The organism is Granulicatella sp. 20925_1_45 (assembly GCF_041433555.1).
In the GTDB taxonomy this organism is placed as follows: Bacteria; Bacillota; Bacilli; order Lactobacillales; family Aerococcaceae; genus Granulicatella.
Map to the genome: position 1 here is coordinate 41,383 of NZ_JAPWBR010000003.1, position 17,306 is coordinate 58,688.

Genomic DNA, 17,306 nt, shown 5'->3' on the forward strand with positions numbered 1-17,306 from the left:
AAGTCTAAATTAGTCTTTTCTGCTTCCGAATAAACGTAAGATATCTAAGAAGATATTGATGAAGTCTAAGTATAATTCTAATGCACCTAGAATTGCAATCCCTTCAAGAGCTGATTGTCCTTCGTAGTAGTCATACATATTTTTTAATTTTTGAGTGTCATACATTGTTAACACAGTGAATACTACTAATGAGATACCAGACATAATCAATTCAACTAATGAACTATGGAAGAAGAACAAGTTAATCAAGCTAGCAATGATTAACCCTAATAAAGCTCCCATTGCTTGACGACCAAAACTTGTTAAGTCTTTCTTCGTTGTAAATCCAACGATTGATAAACCTGCGAATAACGCACAAGTAGAAATAAATGCTTGTACGATACTTCCTAACTCATAAACTTGTGTTACTATGAAGAATGTAAATCCTGTTAATGCTGCATATAAACAATATGAAACAATATAACGAATTGGTCTACCAAGTTCTTCATAATTTGGACGCATTACAAATACAAGTATTAATTGCGCAATAAAGATAACCCACATTCCGTATCCACGAGTCGTTACCATGAAATTGAAGAATGCACTATAAAGCGCTGGAACTGTACTGAATAGGTAAGCAACTAAAGCAGAAATTGCTAGTCCTCCAAACATCCAAGCATACACTTTCATGAAAAATTGATTGCGCCCAGCAATACTGGATTCAACACCATAATGATTATTTTCCATTATTTCGCCTCATTTCAAATTTTATTATAGATGTATTATAGCATATCTTTTACTAAACCGTAAATAAATTGTTCTGGTTCAAACGGTTGTAAATCGTCCATTTGCTCCCCTAATCCGATAAACTTCACTGGAATGTTTAATTCATGACGAATTGAGAGGATTACCCCACCTTTTGCAGTTCCGTCTAATTTCGTTAAAATCAAACCAGTAATGTTAATCGTCTCACCGAATTGTTTCGCCTGAACAAGAGCATTTTGACCAGTTGTTGCATCTAACACTAATAATGTTTCATCTGCACCTGTTTCAATTTCACGAGAGATAATACGATTCATCTTCTCTAACTCTTTCATCAAGTTCACTTTGTTTTGAAGACGACCCGCTGTATCGATTAATAAGTAATCAAAATTTTCTTCTTTGGCTTTCTTAATCGCATCGAATACAACAGATGATGGATCTCCACCTTCACGCCCTGATACAACAGGAACGCCCACACGTTCTCCCCATACTTCTAATTGTTGGATAGCGCCGGCACGGAACGTGTCTCCAGCAGCAAGTAATACTTTATTACCTTCTTGTTTTAATCTCCAAGCGATTTTACCGATTGTAGTTGTTTTACCAACCCCATTCACGCCGACAAACATTAATACGGTTGGGCGACCTTCCGCTTTCTTCAATGCAGATAAGTTGTCTTCCCCTTTTTCGTAAATATCGACCATCTTCTCAATGATGACCTCTTTTACTTGGCCTGAAGTCGTTGCATTTTGCAGACGAACTTCATCACGTAAGGCGTCTGTAATGGCTAATGTCATTTCAAAACCAACGTCTGATGAAATAAATGTTTCTTCTAAATCTTCAAAGAAGTCTTCGTCGATTTCTCTGAAGTCTGCTAGAAATTCGTTTAAACGATCAGAGAAACTACGACGCGTTTTCTCCATCCCTTTGTCATATTTCTCAATGACAATTGACTCTTTCGTCTCCTCATGTTTAATGACTTCATCTTCACCGGTAAAGGCACGTTTAATTCGATCAAATAATCCCATATTTTCCCCTCACTTTACGCTTGTTTATTCATTTCAATAATATGATAAATGGCCTGTGCAACACCTGATTCTTCATTGGTTGCTGTAACATATTTTGCCACATCTTTGACTTCTTTAGAACCATTTCCCATCGCCACTGGATAACCGACAACAGTTAACATTGGTAAGTCGTTTTCCTCGTCACCACACGCTGCCATTTCATCTAATGAAATTCCTAGAATTTCTCCTAACATCTTTAATCCGTTTCCTTTTGAAACATGTTTAGGAACGACTTCTAATAAGAATGTTCTTGATTTCATACAGTTGAAGCGTTCGAAGAATTCTTTTGGTAATTTTGCAATTCCTTCATCCAAGATATCTTGAGCGATACAAAGAACAGCTTTATTAAAGATATGTCCTTCTTCAAAATCTTCTGGATTCTTTTGTTCAAATGTAATTGGGTGAGGTAATGTGTTATAAATTGACGGACGTCCTGCTGGAGGCGTTGGCTCGTAAGCTCTCACCGTATCAATCATCACTAATGGAAGACCAACTTTTGTGACTTCTTCATGGCAATACTTCATATCTTCAACAGTATGTCCTGTTTCATAGACGATTTCTCCATGTTTAGTTTTTTGAATCAAACCACCATTGAAGTTAATCGCGTAATCATCGTCCCCCATTAAGTCTAAATCTTCCAGTAAGTGAACAATACTTACAATTGGTCTACCAGTACAAAGAACCACTTTAATTCCATTTTCTTTGGCCAATTTAATGGCTTTTTTATTTTCTTCCGTTATTTTCTTTTCACCAGTTAATAATGTTCCATCTAAATCTAGTGCAATTAATTTAATCAACTATAAAACTCCTTTAAGCATTTCTGCTTTCATTATACACTCATTGAACGTATCTCTTATAGTATACCACAAAACAAGCCATTCGTATTAAAAAAATAAGAGGTAGCACACGTTTGCCACCTCTTATTTCCTATTTTGCTTCTTCTAATTCATCGAAGTCTTCAAACTTAACTGAAGCAAGTTTTGAGACCCCAGATTCTTGCATCGTTACTCCATACAATACATCTGCTTCTTCCATCGTACCACGGCGGTGCGTAATTACGATAAATTGCGTACGGTTTGTAAATTCTTTTAGGTAACGACCATAACGCGCTACGTTCGCCTCATCCAGTGCTGCTTCAACCTCATCGAGTAAGCAGAACGGAACTGGCTTCACTTCTAAGATTGCAAATAGTAATGCAATAGCGGTAAAGGCACGTTCCCCACCAGAAAGTAGACTGAGTGACTGAAGCTTCTTACCAGGCGGTTGAGCAATAATCTCAATCCCTGTCTCAAGTAAGTTATCCGGATCCGTTAACTCAAGCGTTGCACGTCCACCACCAAATAAGCGTGGGAATGTGCGCTCAAATTGAGTACTTACGGCATCAAACGTTGTCTTGAAGCGTGTAGTTACTTCCTCGTCCATTTCCGTAATCGTTTCTTCCAGCGTTTGTTTTGCTTCTAGTAAATCTTGTTGTTGCGCTGTTAAGAATGTAAAGCGTTCTTGTACCGCTTCAAACTCTTCAATCGCTAATAAGTTTACTGCACCCATTTGTTCAATTTGTTGTTTTAGGCTACGAACGAGTTTCGAAGCTTCTTCAATCGACATGTCTAGTGTTGTTTTAGCAATTGCTGCTTCAAACGTTAATTCGTATTCTTCACTCAAGTACGTTAATTTTTGGTCAATCGAGATTTCGAAACGATTCGCTTTTGTTTCTAATCGTGTTTGATTTTTCAACTGATCTTGTAATTGATGTTGCGCTTGAGTTCTAGCAGCTTCTGACTGTTTTACATGAATTTCAAGAGCAGCACGTTCCTCACGTAATTCCTTAATCAGTGCATCTAATTCATCCACTTGATCTTTTAACGCATCAAACTCTTCTTGAATCTTCGCATAAATCGCTTCGTCTTCCTCTTGGTTACGAGATTGTTCGGATTTCTTAGAATGTAATAATTCAATCTGATCTTCTAAGCGAGTCTTTTGAAGTTTCGTTTGATGAATTTCACGTTTTTCTTGGTTAAATTGCTCTTGTACACGAGCACGATTGGTTCCAAGTTCTTGCAATTCTTTTTGCTTTTCTTGAATTTGTTGAGTCTTATCTTCATTCGATAATTGAAGGTAATCCAATTCTTTTTTCAAGGCTGCATTTGCTTTTTGAAGAGCCACCAATTTCTCATGGTTTTCAACATATTGCTCTTCCAATTGCTCATATGCTTCAATCAATTCATCCATTTCAAATTGGTTTGCTTGTTGAATACGTTCATGCTTTTTAACTTCTTCAAGAGCAAATCTTGATTGGAATTCTAATTGGTTTAAGGTTTGTTCCAATTGAGTATGACTTGCATTTAATTCGCGATACTCTTCTTCTAGCTTGTTCTTTTCAACTGTCACTTTTTGGAACTGTGCTGATAATTTTTCGTATTCAGCCTTTGCTTCTTCAAATTGCTTCGTCACTGTTTCTAGTTGACTGTTACGTCGAACGAGTGACTGTTGGCCAGAGTTCTTAGAAGCTCCCCCTGTCATCGAACCACCTGCGTTTACGACATCCCCTTCAAGTGAGACAATACGATAGCGGTAACCGAGTTGTTTCGCTAAAAGTTGTGCTACTTCTAAGTTTGTTGTCACAAGTGTAGTTCCAAGTAAGTTTTTAATAATCGAAGCATATTTATTATCAGTTGAAACTAGTTCACTTGCGATACCAATAAATCCGTCGACTTTTTTCGCTTGGTTTAATACAGTATCTGGTACTTGTTTTTCTTTAATAATTGATAAAGGTAAGAACGTTGCACGGCCTAAACGATTCGTCTTCAAATACGTAATCGCTTTGGCAGCAGCCTTCTCATCGGTTACAACGATATGTTGACTCGTCGCTCCTAGCGCAATATCAATCGCCGTTGTTAATTTCTCATCTACACGGATCAGTTCCGCTACAGAATTCACCACACCTGGCAACTCAGATTTGTGTTTCAGAACTTCACGAACCCCTTGATAATAACCAGCGTAGTCTTCAGAAACTTGTTTTAAGCTTCGAACCGTCGCTTGTAATTGTTGAAGATGGCGTTCTTTTTCCATGCCTTCACTTGAAAGAGTTGCATGTTTCTCATTCACTTTTGCTAATTTTTCTCTAAGCTTGGAAAGTCGTTTTTCAGAAGCGGCTTCTTCTTTGGTGAGTTCTTCAATTTTCTCAACAAAGTGGTTGGCTTTTTCTTCTAAAGCACGATGTTCTTCATCAAAGGAATCAAAACGCTCCGTCATTTTTTCTTGAGCGTTTTGGTTTACTTCCATTGACTTCTCGAGGTTCTTCTCTTGGTTCATTAAACGTGAGATTTCTTGTAATTGCTCAATATAACGATTTTGAAGCTCTTTAACGCTTTCCTCGTTACTTTGACTTAATTGGTCTAACTCTTCTACTAATTGGCTCCAAGCCTCTTCTACGTTCTTTAATTCAACCTTACGTTCTACTTGATTCTTTTCAAGAAGAGCTAATTTTGCTTCCACTTCTTCTAACTCACGAAGAGCAGCAGCTAGTGCTTCTTGATTTTCCTCATCACTACGTTCCGCAAATTGACGACGTTGCTCAAAGACTTTACGTTGACCATCCAATTGTTCTACTTTTTGGATTAATTCGACGTATTCTTCTTGCTTGGCATCGAGTTCTTCGTTACGAGCTTCAAGTTTTACTTGGTTTTCCTCGATATCAACTTGAAGGTTTTCTAATAGCGCTTCTGTTTGCGCTAATTGCTCTTGCAGTTGCTCTACTTCTTGAAGGGCTACTTTCCACTGAGCGTTTAATGTTTCGATTTCAACCGCCAAGAGGGCTGTTTCGACATCTTCTAACTGTTCTTTCTTAGAAACGTACGCAATCGCCTTTTCGCGTTGCTCTTCCAGCGGTGCTAATTGGCCTTCAATCTCATGAAGAATATCTTCCACACGATTCAAGTGATCTTGTGTTTGATTCAATTTACGTTGCGCTTGATTTTTACGGTCTTTGTATTTTAAAACTCCAGCTGCTTCTTCAATAATCATTCGACGTTCTTCAGGTTTTTCGTTAAAGATTTGCTCTACTTTCCCTTGCGAAATCAAAGCAAATGAGTCTTTCCCTAACCCTGAGTCCATCATTAAGTCTGTAATGTCTTTCAAACGAACTGGTTTCTTGTTAATTAAGAAATCACTTGCCCCATTACGATTCAAACGACGCGTTAACACGACTTGCGTTTGATCCGTTGCCAACACTTTGTCTTCGTTGTTGATATACAGATTCACTTCGGCGATATTCACTGGCTTTCTTGTTTGAGAACCTGCGAAAATAACGTCATCCATCCGTTTCCCACGTAAACTCTTAGCCGATTGTTCCCCAAGAACCCACTTAATCGCTTCAGAAAGATTCGACTTTCCACTACCATTAGGTCCCACAACCGCAGTCACGCCTTTATCGAATTCAATTGTTGTCTTATCGGCAAATGATTTAAATCCCGACATTTCAATTTTCTCTAATTGCATGCTTTAATCCTTTCTTTCTATGAAAGCGAACCCTGTGTTAGTTCTTCCATAGTCAATTTTGCGGCCATTTGCTCGGCTGCCTTTTTCGTTTTGCCACTCGCAGTTTTGTATTTCTTCCCATCCACAGTTACTTGAACGGTAAATACTTTATCGTGCGAAGGTCCTTCTTCTTTAATCAATTCATAACGAATATGAACCGTACCATTTTGTTGCAAATACTCTTGTAACTCTGTTTTGAAATCAGTAATCAGTTCATAACGTCCATTTTTAATTTTAGGAACAATCACTTGGTCTAAGAAGCGTTGCACTTCTTCCATCCCTTTATCAAGATAAAGAGCACCGATAAACGCCTCGAACACGTCACATAAAACAGCTGGCTTTTCATGCCCACCGCTAAGTGTTTCTCCCTTACCTAGTAATAAATACTCATTCAGAGAACATTCCTTTGCAAGCATCGATAAGCTATCTTCGCAAACGATTTGTGCTCTTAGTTTCGTTAATTGTCCTTCTTTAAAATGAGGAAATTGTCTAAAAAGCCAATCCGAAATATTGAGTTCTAAAACGGCATCTCCAAGAAACTCGATGCGCTCGTTATAGATTCCCTTCATTTCTTTATGCTCATTGGCATACGAAGAGTGAGTCATCGCTTCGACGAGCAATGCCTCGTTTTTAAACGAAATATCGAACTTCTCTTTTAAAATTGCTGAGAGTGCTTTTATCTCTTTCATGATGGCCTCCTGAAAAATTCCTTATCTTCAATATTATACGCGTTTTGGGGTTAGATTACAAATTTACACCACAAAAAACGGCTTGAATTCAGAGTTTCAAGCCGTTGATTATTTTTATTTACGATACCCTTTTACGCAATATTGATTTTTCTCTTCGTCATAGTTTAATGACTCGACTAGAGTACGCTGTTGAAGCTGATTTAACTCTTTCGTCTGAGTCACGTCTAACCACTCTTCATAGTAAGTCATTTGCGCTTTTACTTGTTCTTTTAGGAATGCTTTTAATCGTTCCACATCTGCTTCATTTACTGCAGAAATTTGAATCGATGGATAAAGGTTAGGCTGGAATTCGCCTTCGATTAAGTCTGTCTTATTATAGACTGTCACCATTGGAATTTCTTGCATTTCCAAGTCGTTTACTAAATCGATAACCGTCTTTTCATGTAGGGAGAACTGCACGTTTGACGCATCCACCACATGAACTAATAAATCGACATCGGCACTTTCTTCAAGCGTCGATTCAAACGCATGAATCAATGTCGTTGGTAACTCTTGGATAAAACCTACAGTATCCGTTAAAGTCACTTCGAAATTCGGGAACAAGTCCACTTGTCTAGTTAATGGATCCAGTGTCGCAAACAATTGGTCCATTTGGTAAGTACCCGCCTGCGTTAATTGATTTAAAATCGTGGACTTTCCAGCATTCGTATATCCGATTAATCCAAGTTGGAATCCATTAGAACTCTTTCTCTTCTCCCGTGAACGCTCACGATGTTTCTTAATTTGTTCTAACTGTTCTTCGATATCTTGGATTTGCTTACGAATATAACGTCTATCAGTTTCCAAGCGTGTTTCCCCTGGACCACGAGTACCAATACCCCCACCTTGACGAGACAAGCCTTCACGTTGACCCGAAAGACGAGGTAGTAAGTAGTTTAATTGTGCGAGTTGTACTTGAAGTTTCCCTTCTTTAGAACGAGCACGCATCGCAAAAATATCTAAAATCAATTGCACTCGGTCAATGATACGACAGTTAATCGATTCATTGAGATTTTTCACCATCGAACCTGTGAGCGATTGATAGAATACAACAAGGTCCACTTCTAGTTCATCGACAAGATGGCTGATTTCTTCCACTTTTCCTTTTCCAACAAGGGTACGTCCACTAATCGACTCACGTCTTTGGGTCACGGTAGCCACCACTTCACCCATCGCTGTATCGACCAATTGAGCCAGCTCTTGGTTAGCATATGCGAAATCCTCATCCGTTTGCGTCGTTTGTACGCTTACGATTAATACGTGTTCTCTTTGTTCCATTCTATCCCTCCTCTACAAAAGCTGATAGTTCTTCTAATAGTTCTTCTAATAGTTCTTCTTTATCTTTTGAATTCTCTAATAAATTCACCCAACGAATTTGCGGTAGTCGATTTCTAAACCACGTTAATTGTCGTTTGGCGTATCGTCTTGAGTTTTGTTGAATGGTCGAAATAATCGCCTCACGCGACTGTTCCCCTTCAAAATACGGAATCCATTCCTTATATCCAATTCCACTAATCGATTGGATATCTAGACCTTTTGATTTTTCGTAAAGGTCTCTTGCTTCTTCTTCAAGACCAGCCTCACTCATCAGTTCTACACGCAAATTGATGCGCTCATATAGAAGTGCTCTATCGGTATTTAAACCAATAATAAACGCATCATAGTGCGGCGTCTTTTGAATTTCTAGGCTTGAAAACTTCTTACCGGTCGCATGAATCACTTCTAGCGCACGAATCACCCGTCTAGGATTATTGACCGAGATCTTTGCAGCGGCTTCTGGATCTACGGCATTCAATTCATTCCAAAGAACCTCAGAGCCTTTATCTTCCAGTTCTTTTTCTTTTAATAAACGATAGTCTGAATCATTCGACCCTTCGCCACTATAATGAAATCCATATAATAGACCTTCGATATAGAGTCCTGTTCCACCAACGATAATCGGTAGTTTTCCACGACTCGTAATGTCTGCAATAGCTGCTTCTGCCTTCTCTTTAAAGTCACTTGCAGTAAAAGGTTCATCCCACTCACAAATATCGAGCAAGTGGTGAGGAACGCCTTCTTTTTCTTCCTCAGTAACTTTTGCTGTCCCAATATCAAGACCTTTATACACTTGAAGCGAGTCTCCATTAATGATTTCGCCATTGAAGTGTTTTGCTAGTTCAATACTGAGAGCTGTTTTTCCTACCGCAGTTGGTCCCACGATTATAATAATTTTTGGTAGCTTATCGCTCATAGTTCTCCTTTAATTGTAACGCCTTTTCCGGATAGTCAGTAAAAATAGCTTCAATCTGTAGTTCAAAGCAACGGTTAATGTCTTTATCTTCATTCACGGTCCAAACACGTAAAGGCAACTGATTCTTATTCCATTCAAGCGTCCAATCGAGCAACTTCAAGTCAGGATGATACGATTCTTTTTTAAGCATGGCATCCCCTTTATTTGCCCACTCTTCTGACTCAAAGAGAAGCCCAATTTCTTGAGAAGGATTTGCTTGTTTCAGTTCAACTAGTGTATAAGGATTAAAACTTGAATAGACAATGGCAAATGGCCAATCCTTAGTACTTTGCAATGCTAGACATTTCTCAACGAGACCTTCATATTGAATAACATCTGTTTTTAACTCAATATTTAATTGACCATTGAAACCTAGCTCTTTCAGCAATAGGAGTACTTCTTCAAGAGATGGAATCTTCTCGCCGGCAAACGTCTCATTAAACCAACTCCCTGCATCCATTGCTTTAATTTCTGCAAGCGTTAGGTTTCTAATTTCTCCAGTTCCGTTGGTTGTACGATCAACCGTTTCATCATGAATCACAACTAAATGTCCATCCTTTGTTAAATGGACATCGAGTTCAATACCGTCACTTCCCACACGCACTGCTCCCTTAAATGAAGCAAGTGTGTTTTCCGGATGAGTCCCTTTACTTCCTCTATGTGCAAAGATTTTTGTCATTTGCGTTCACCTTCTGCTCGTGTATCATTTTCCTGCTTAATTGCGTTTGAAATTTGTAATAATTCTTTTGCATTTTCAAGTGTTAATGCGGTAATTGTCGTACCTGAAAGCATACGTGCAATTTCTTCAGTACGCTCTGCTTCGCCCATTACTTTAAGAATCGTATGCGTACGTTCGCCTTCTTCCACTTTTTCAATATGAATATGCGTATCCGCCATGTTTGCCACTTGTGGTAAATGCGTAATACTCAACACTTGAGCGTATTCTGAAATGTAGTGCATCTTCGAAGCAATCGCCTGCGCCACACGTCCGCTGACACCCGTATCCACTTCGTCAAAAATAATCGTTCCAACGAGTTGTTCTTTCGTGAAGATGGATTTCATCGCTAATGTAATACGCGACAATTCCCCACCGGAAACAATCTTGCTAAGAGGTTTTAATGGTTCCCCTTTATTCGTTGAAATATAAAACTCAACAATGTCAATTCCTGTTTCGAGTAATGCTTCCGAAGTCTTAAATTGGATGGCAAATTGCGCATTCTCCATGTAGAGACCGTGCAATTCACTCACAATATCTGATTCTAAGCGTTTGGCTACTTTACGACGAATACTTGAAATCTTCTCTGCAATCCCAAAGGCTTCAAGAGTGACCTGCTTCAACACTTTTTCTGTTTCAGCAATCAATGCTTCTTTATTTTCAATCTTATTCAAAGCATCTCTTGCTTTATCTTGGAAGGCTAGAATCTCTTCTGCATCATCCCCATATTTACGTTTTAATTGATAGTAAACATCGAGACGTTCTTCGATAAACGCCAGGCGTTCTTCATCAAATTCAGCATTTTCAATTTCATGACGAATCGCACTCGCGGCATCTTGTAATTGATAGTAAGCCTCGCTCATTTGTGTAGAGAGTGTCTTAAAGCTTGTTGAAATCAACTCTAGGCTTTCCACTTCACGTGTCGCTTCTCCGATGGCATCGACGCTTGAATATTCTTCCCCTTCAAGAGCAGCAAGAGCTGTTTGAAGTGCCGTTTGGATTTTTTGGAAGTGCGTGAAGTATTCTTTTTCTTCACTTAATTGTTCTTCCTCACCCACATAAATATTGGCTTCTTCGATTTCTTGCAATTGGAATTTCAACATATCTACGCGTTGTGCATCTTCTTTTTCTGCTGTTTGAAGCGCTCTGAGTTCTTGTTTTGCAGCAACCACTTTGTCGTACGCCTCGTCATATTCAGCTATTAAATCGCCCATTTGATGGTGTGCAAACTCATCTAATAACCCTAAATGTTTCTCTTCGTTTAATAAAAGAAAATGCTCATTTTGGCCATGAATATCGATTAAATAAGGTCCGATTTGTTTAAGGAGCGCCACTGTGGCTAACTGTCCATTAATACGACAGTTTGATTTCCCATTTTGCAATAGTTCACGTTGAATCATTAATTCGTCTTCAATAACTTCAACCCCGAATTCTTGCAGCTTTTCAACAACGGCTGGATCCTCAATTCGGAATACCCCTTGAATCAAGGACTTTTCTTCACCATAACGAATCATTTCGAGCGATGCACGTTCACCAATTAATAGGCCCACCGCATCAATAATAATCGATTTACCAGCGCCCGTTTCCCCGGTTAAAACCGTCATCCCTTTTTCAAACGTACACTGAACTTCTTCGATAATGGCAAAATTCTTAATATAAATCTCTTGAATCAAGTTCGTCACCCTTTACTTTTTTAATCGTTGCGCTTCTTTAACCGTCTCACGCGCGAGTTCTTCAAACGAATGAACCTCACTAGGAGCCGTATTTTTCAAATGCGCTAAAAATTCAATATTCCCACTTCCACCAGTGATTGGTGAATACGTTACTTTTTCGACAGTGAATCCAATTTGTTCACTGAAGCTTAAAATATCTACTAATACATCTTCATGTACTTTTGGATCGCTGACAATTCCTTTTTTCCCGATGCGTTCACGACCTGCTTCGAATTGCGGTTTAATCAATACAAGCACGTCTCCGCCTTCTTTTAGAATTGGTTTTAATGGCGGTAAAATAAGCTTTAATGAGATAAAAGATACATCAATCGAAGCTACATCTGGTTGTCCTTTTGTGAAATCATCTGGAGTTGCGAAACGGAAATTCATACGCTCCATGACAACGACACGCTCATCTTGGCGAAGTTTATAGTCTAATTGGTTATACCCCACATCGAGTGCATAACTTTGTTTAGCACCGTTTTGTAAGGCCGCGTCAGTAAATCCACCAGTCGAAGCACCGATATCTAATAAAATCTTTCCATCGACACTGACATCGAATTCTTTTAAAGCTTTTTCTAATTTCAAACCGCCACGAGACACATATTTCAACGGTTCACCTTTAATCATTAATGAACTCGTCACAGGAATTTTCTCCCCTGGTTTATCGTATCGGTTATGATTTACCGCATCCACGATTTGTCCAGCCATGACAAGTCGTTTTGCTTTTTCTCTGGAATCTGTCAATCCCTGTTGGACGACTAGAATATCCACACGTTCTTTTTCCATTTGTTACTCCTATATTTCTAAATACGTTAAAAATTCAACGAGTAGCGCCTTTGTTTGTTGATTTGCTGGTGTAAACTCAACTTCCTCTAACGTACGCTTACAAGACGAAATTTCGCTTGCTAAGGCATCTTTTGCGCCTTCTACTCCTAAGAGACTAGGATACGTATTTTTACTAAGTTCTGAATCCTTACCTGTTTCTTTACCAGTTTGCTCACTTGTCCAGCACACATCTTGCAAGTCGTTTTGAATTTGGAATGCTAGGCCAAAGTGAGTCGCATATGAAACAAAAGCTTCTTTCATCTTCGCATCATCGATAAATAGATTTCCAAGACGAACAGCAGCTAGTAATAACTCGCCTGTTTTCTCACGATGGATTTCTTTCATTTGTTCCAAAGTAATCGTCACTTCTTCACTAGCAATATCTTTCATTTGCCCTGAAATCATGCCACTCATACCAGAAGCTGTTGATAAAATCTTCACGGCTTCCACTAACTGATTCGCTTCTAAATTAGCATTCGCAGCAACCTCAAATGCTAATGTAAGTAATGCATCCCCTGCTAAAATCGCAGTCGCTTCGTCAAACGCCTTATGCACAGTTGGACGGCCACGACGCAGGTCATCATCATCCATTCCTGGTAAGTCATCATGAATCAGAGAATACGTATGAATCATCTCTAATGCACATGCTAAGTCTAATGCTGCTTTATTTCTCGATGTACCAGAAGCCCCAACTGCTAGTGTTAAAAGCGGTCTAATACGTTTCCCACCGGATTGAACCGCGTATAGCATCGCTTCTTTTAGGCGTGAATCTGAAGTTCTTTTTTCAATCAGCTGCGTTAAATGAAGTGCTACGTCTTGTTGAAGTTGTTGAATAACATCCTTCACCATACGACTATGCCTCTTTTCCTTCTGCATTCACTGTAATCATTGCACGAACGGTTTCTTCGGCTTTTGTCAATGTTTCATTACATAACTGGCTTAATTCCATTCCTTCTTTAAATTTATCAAGCGCTTCGTCTAAAGGAACATTTCCGCTTTCTAATTGGCGCACGATTTGTTCTAAGGCACCCATTGCTTCTTCGAATTTCATTTCTTTTTTAGCCATTATAAACTCTCCTTATTTTTTGCTGTGACAGTAGCATTCACTAAACCATCACTGAGTCTGATTTCAATTGGTTGTTTTTCTTCAATTTGGTCAATAGATTTTACGATATCGCCGTCTTTAAATACGATACCGTAACCACGTGTCATAATCTTTAATGGACTGAGTAAATCTAATTTCTCCACTAATTGTTGGAATCTGATTTGCTTATCTTGCAAGTAATTTTGATTGCTATCAACTAATTGCTTATGCAACCATTCGAGTTTTTGCTTTTGTTGAATTAAGATTTGTTCTGGCGACACTAATTGCAGGCGGTGCGTAAATTGCATCGACTGTTGTTTTGCCAAGTGAAGTCTTTGTTGCATGCCTTGCATCAATTTTAATCGCAGTTGATCGACTTGTTGCGCATAGACTTCATACATCCGCTCTGGTTTTACAAAAATACCAGATTTCTCTAGCTTACTTAATAACTCCTTACGAGTATTCAACTGATTAAGCATCGTGGTTTGCAAACGTCCTGTTAAATTTCCAAGTGTTAAATGAATGTCATTTAAGACCGGCGTTGCAAGTTCTGCTGCGGCAGTTGGTGTCGCTGCACGTTGGTCAGAAGCAAAGTCTGTTAAGGTCGTATCTGTTTCATGCCCCACACTTGAAATGATTGGGAGGGAGAATGAAGCAACGCGTCTAACGACTGGTTCTTCATTAAAGGCCCACAAGTCTTCGATGGAACCACCACCACGACCAATGATAACCACATCGGCATCCGACTGTTCTACTAAGTCCAAGTTTTTAAGAATGCTTGGAACTGCGTGTACTCCTTGTACCACGGTTGGATATAACACGAGTTGTGCGATTGGAAAACGTCGAGCAACTGTTGTTTGAATATCACGGATAACTGCACCTGTATCACTCGTTAAAATCGCAATTTTCTTTGGAAATACGGGAATTGGTTTCTTCGGTCCAGCAAATACGCCTTCTTCAGTTAACTTCTTCTTCAACTGTTCGTAAGCTTGATAAAGTGCCCCAACACCATCTGGTTCCATATGCTCGATAATCATTTGGTATTTCCCAGATTTCTCATAGACCGTAACGCGCCCAATCACAAGAACCTTCATTCCTTCTTCTGGTTGGAATTGAATTTTCTTATAGGCACCTTGGAACATCGTTGCTGCGATAATCGCATTTTCATCTTTTAAGTTGAAATACTTATGCACACTATTTTTATTAAAGTTCGAAATTTCTCCCGTCAAATAAACGCGGTCTAAGTGCGGATCACGGTCAAATTTAGTTTTTATATACTTCGTCAACGCGGTGACGGTTAAGTATTCTTGTTCCATGTCCTACCCCTTCTTACTTTTTGCATTTTTAACGGTTTGCGCTAGTAACATCGCAATGGTCATTGGACCTACGCCACCAGGCACTGGTGTAATCGCACTTGTGAGTGGCGCCACTTCTTCAAATAAGACGTCTCCACAAAGTTTTCCTTCCTCATTACGGTTAATGCCGACATCAATGACAACGGCCCCTTCTTTTACGAAGACTTTTGTAACAAGACCAGCTTTTCCTACGGCACTAATCAAAATATCAGCGCGTTTAGCCACTTTTTCTAAATCTTTAGTACGGCTATGACAAACTGTCACTGTCGCACCGTGATTCAACCCTAGCAATGCCATTGGACGGCCGACAATTGTACTTTGGCCGATAATGACCATCTCTTTTCCAACAAGGTCGATATCATATTCTTTGAAGAACTCCATGATTCCTTGTGGTGTACATGGAACAATCGATTCATCCTTTTGTAGTAACTTCCCTAAGTTCACTGGATGGAACCCGTCCACATCTTTTTCAGGAACAATCGCTTCTAAGACTGCATCTGTATCGATATGTTTTGGCAGAGGCAATTGCACTAAAATCCCATGGACGCTAGCATCATGGTTGAGTGTATTCACGTATTCTAATAGTTCTTCTTGTGTTGTTTCTTCACTGAGGCGAATCACGTTTGAATGAATGCCTACTTCTGTTGCTGCACGTTCTTTGTTACGCACGTACACTTGGCTAGCTGGGTCTTCTCCAACGAGAATGACCGTTAGCGAAGGTGTGACTCCACTCTTGGAAAGCTGTTGCACTTCCTCTTTTAGTTCTTCTCTTATTTTTCCAGCTAATGCTTTCCCATCTAGAATTTGCGTCATAGAAGCCTCCTTTTTCAAAAATAATATGTAATGTTGATAAAAATAAAATATGTATGGTGAAATTAACAAATGTGTGAATTATCATATATGATAATTTTTTAGTGCATTCAATGGGGTGTGACATGACTTAGGCGCGGGGGTTTATTGACTTTCTTTTCATCACTCGTGATTCAAGAAAGTCTAATAACCTGTGCGAACGCAAGACAACGAAGCAGAATATTCTCGCACTGTGAGAATATTCTTAGCTTCTGTCTTTCTGCTTCACATCCTTTATAGTTGAACTCGGGCTCACATCCTGTTTTTAGTTGAGCTCGCAATCGTAGAAATGGCGTGCGTTTCCCGAAACATCCGCGGAACGTTTCACGTTCCTTCCGGTGTTCCGGTCCAACGTTCCATTTCTGAGCGCGATTGCTCACATCCTTTGTAGTTGAACTCGGGCTCACAGGACTGACGTCCACTTCCTGATATGTCCGCACGACTCGTTCCGAGTCCCTTGTGGCATATCAGTCCAGTGTTTCAGTCCTGAGCGTTCGCCCTCGTATCCTTTAAAAAAGAGTCTGAAACTGTTGCTTCAGACTCTTCGTGTAGTAGAATCTTACCCGTTTACTAAGTTTGATAAGATACCATTAATAAATTTCGCTGATTTTTCGTCACTGTATGTTTTTGCGATTTCAATTGCTTCGTTTAACGCTACAGTTTGTGGAACTTCTAATTCTGGAGAAGTCATTTCGAAGATAGCTACTCGCATGATGATTAAGTCTAAACGAACGATACGGTTTAGCTTCCATCCTTTTAAGTACTTTTCGATTAACGCGTCGATTTTCTCGACGTTATTTTGAACTCCTCGTACTAATGCTATGCTGTACGCAATTTCTGGAACTTCGTTAAGTAACTCTTCTTCCGTAATTGCTTCGATAGAATAAGGTGAATCTTCTGAGCATTCCAACGCAAGACTAAGCGCATCTACAATGTGCATTTCAGGCGACACATCTAGTTGGTATAGGGCTTGAATGGCCAATACTCGTAGTGCTCGTCTTTTTAATGGTTTACGACTCACTATTCATCCCCCAATTCAAATAATTCAGCATCTTCGTGATGCACTGGTAAAATTTCTTGAACGTGAACATTCACTTGTGAAATCACTAATTCACAGCTGAATAATAATTGTTCTTTAATTTTGTTTTGCAATAATAGAGCTGTTTTTGGAATTGAAACACCGTAATCTACATTTCCGTAAATATCAATTACGAATGATCCGTTTTCTTCAGTTAAATAAGCCCCTTTAGATAATTGTTTTCCACCAAAAATAGTGTTCAAGAATCCAGGAACTGGATAGAAGCCTTCCACTTGTGCAGCTACAATCCCAGCAATGCTTTCGATAACTTCAGGAGCAATCTCAATTGCACCTAGTTCTTGTTCTTTAGAATATGTTTTGTTTTGTTCCATTTTGTAACCTCC

Annotated in this window: 16 protein-coding genes; all 16 read right to left on the minus strand. The window is 39.2% G+C overall.

Going from position 1 to position 17,306, the window contains the following annotated elements:
* Positions 1–9 precede the first annotated feature (9 nt).
* The 16 genes from O3798_RS01835 to O3798_RS01910 all read right to left on the minus strand — a co-directional run bounded on the left by O3798_RS01835 (position 10) and on the right by O3798_RS01910 (position 17,294).
* Positions 10–726 (minus strand): Bax inhibitor-1/YccA family protein, encoded by a 717-nt coding sequence (locus O3798_RS01835; RefSeq protein WP_048710504.1) that lies wholly within the window; start codon positions 724–726, stop codon positions 10–12.
* Between the two features lie 35 nt (positions 727–761).
* Positions 762–1,766 (minus strand): signal recognition particle-docking protein FtsY, encoded by a 1,005-nt coding sequence (ftsY, locus tag O3798_RS01840; protein WP_048784006.1) that lies wholly within the window; start codon positions 1,764–1,766, stop codon positions 762–764.
* Between the two features lie 14 nt (positions 1,767–1,780).
* Positions 1,781–2,602 (minus strand): Cof-type HAD-IIB family hydrolase, encoded by an 822-nt coding sequence (locus O3798_RS01845; RefSeq protein WP_371462815.1) that lies wholly within the window; start codon positions 2,600–2,602, stop codon positions 1,781–1,783.
* Positions 2,603–2,732: 130 nt separating this feature from the next.
* Entirely contained in the window at positions 2,733–6,302 is a 3,570-nt protein-coding gene (smc, locus tag O3798_RS01850; RefSeq protein ID WP_371462817.1) for a chromosome segregation protein SMC, read from the minus strand.
* A gap of 17 nt (positions 6,303–6,319) precedes the next feature.
* The gene (gene rnc / locus O3798_RS01855; RefSeq protein ID WP_371462819.1) at positions 6,320–7,030 is read right to left on the minus strand and encodes a ribonuclease III; all 711 of its coding nucleotides are present in this window, start codon (positions 7,028–7,030) and stop codon (positions 6,320–6,322) included.
* A 114-nt stretch (positions 7,031–7,144) separates the two neighbouring features.
* Complete coding sequence (gene hflX, locus O3798_RS01860) at positions 7,145–8,347, minus strand: GTPase HflX (protein ID WP_371462821.1); 1,203 nt, start codon at positions 8,345–8,347, stop codon at positions 7,145–7,147.
* A 1-nt stretch (position 8,348) separates the two neighbouring features.
* Complete coding sequence (gene miaA / locus O3798_RS01865; protein WP_371462823.1) at positions 8,349–9,302, minus strand: tRNA (adenosine(37)-N6)-dimethylallyltransferase MiaA; 954 nt, start codon at positions 9,300–9,302, stop codon at positions 8,349–8,351.
* Complete coding sequence (locus O3798_RS01870) at positions 9,292–10,020, minus strand: glycerophosphodiester phosphodiesterase (RefSeq protein ID WP_371462825.1); 729 nt, start codon at positions 10,018–10,020, stop codon at positions 9,292–9,294. The genes miaA and O3798_RS01870 overlap by 11 nt, the downstream gene beginning before the upstream one ends.
* Complete coding sequence (gene recN / locus O3798_RS01875) at positions 10,017–11,738, minus strand: DNA repair protein RecN (protein ID WP_371462827.1); 1,722 nt, start codon at positions 11,736–11,738, stop codon at positions 10,017–10,019. Before recN ends, O3798_RS01870 begins: the two co-directional genes overlap by 4 nt.
* Positions 11,739–11,741: 3 nt before the next feature.
* Positions 11,742–12,557 carry a TlyA family RNA methyltransferase gene (locus O3798_RS01880; RefSeq protein ID WP_048713769.1) on the minus strand — a complete coding sequence of 272 codons (816 nt, stop codon included), beginning with the start codon at positions 12,555–12,557 and terminating at the stop codon, positions 11,742–11,744.
* Positions 12,558–12,566: 9 nt separating this feature from the next.
* Complete coding sequence (locus tag O3798_RS01885; protein WP_371462829.1) at positions 12,567–13,445, minus strand: polyprenyl synthetase family protein; 879 nt, start codon at positions 13,443–13,445, stop codon at positions 12,567–12,569.
* A 4-nt stretch (positions 13,446–13,449) separates the two neighbouring features.
* Positions 13,450–13,662 (minus strand): exodeoxyribonuclease VII small subunit, encoded by a 213-nt coding sequence (gene xseB / locus O3798_RS01890; RefSeq protein WP_371445025.1) that lies wholly within the window; start codon positions 13,660–13,662, stop codon positions 13,450–13,452.
* Entirely contained in the window at positions 13,662–14,996 is a 1,335-nt protein-coding gene (gene xseA, locus O3798_RS01895) for an exodeoxyribonuclease VII large subunit (protein ID WP_371462831.1), read from the minus strand. The genes xseB and xseA overlap by 1 nt, the downstream gene beginning before the upstream one ends.
* A gap of 3 nt (positions 14,997–14,999) precedes the next feature.
* On the minus strand, positions 15,000–15,848 hold the full coding sequence (gene folD, locus O3798_RS01900) for a bifunctional methylenetetrahydrofolate dehydrogenase/methenyltetrahydrofolate cyclohydrolase FolD (RefSeq protein ID WP_371462833.1): 849 nt from the start codon (positions 15,846–15,848) through the stop codon (positions 15,000–15,002).
* Between the two features lie 595 nt (positions 15,849–16,443).
* Positions 16,444–16,905: a transcription antitermination factor NusB gene (nusB, locus tag O3798_RS01905; protein WP_048783980.1), complete on the minus strand. Its 462-nt coding sequence runs from the start codon at positions 16,903–16,905 to the stop codon at positions 16,444–16,446.
* Entirely contained in the window at positions 16,905–17,294 is a 390-nt protein-coding gene (locus tag O3798_RS01910; RefSeq protein ID WP_048710998.1) for an Asp23/Gls24 family envelope stress response protein, read from the minus strand. The genes nusB and O3798_RS01910 overlap by 1 nt, the downstream gene beginning before the upstream one ends.
* Between the last annotated feature and the right edge of the window lie 12 nt (positions 17,295–17,306).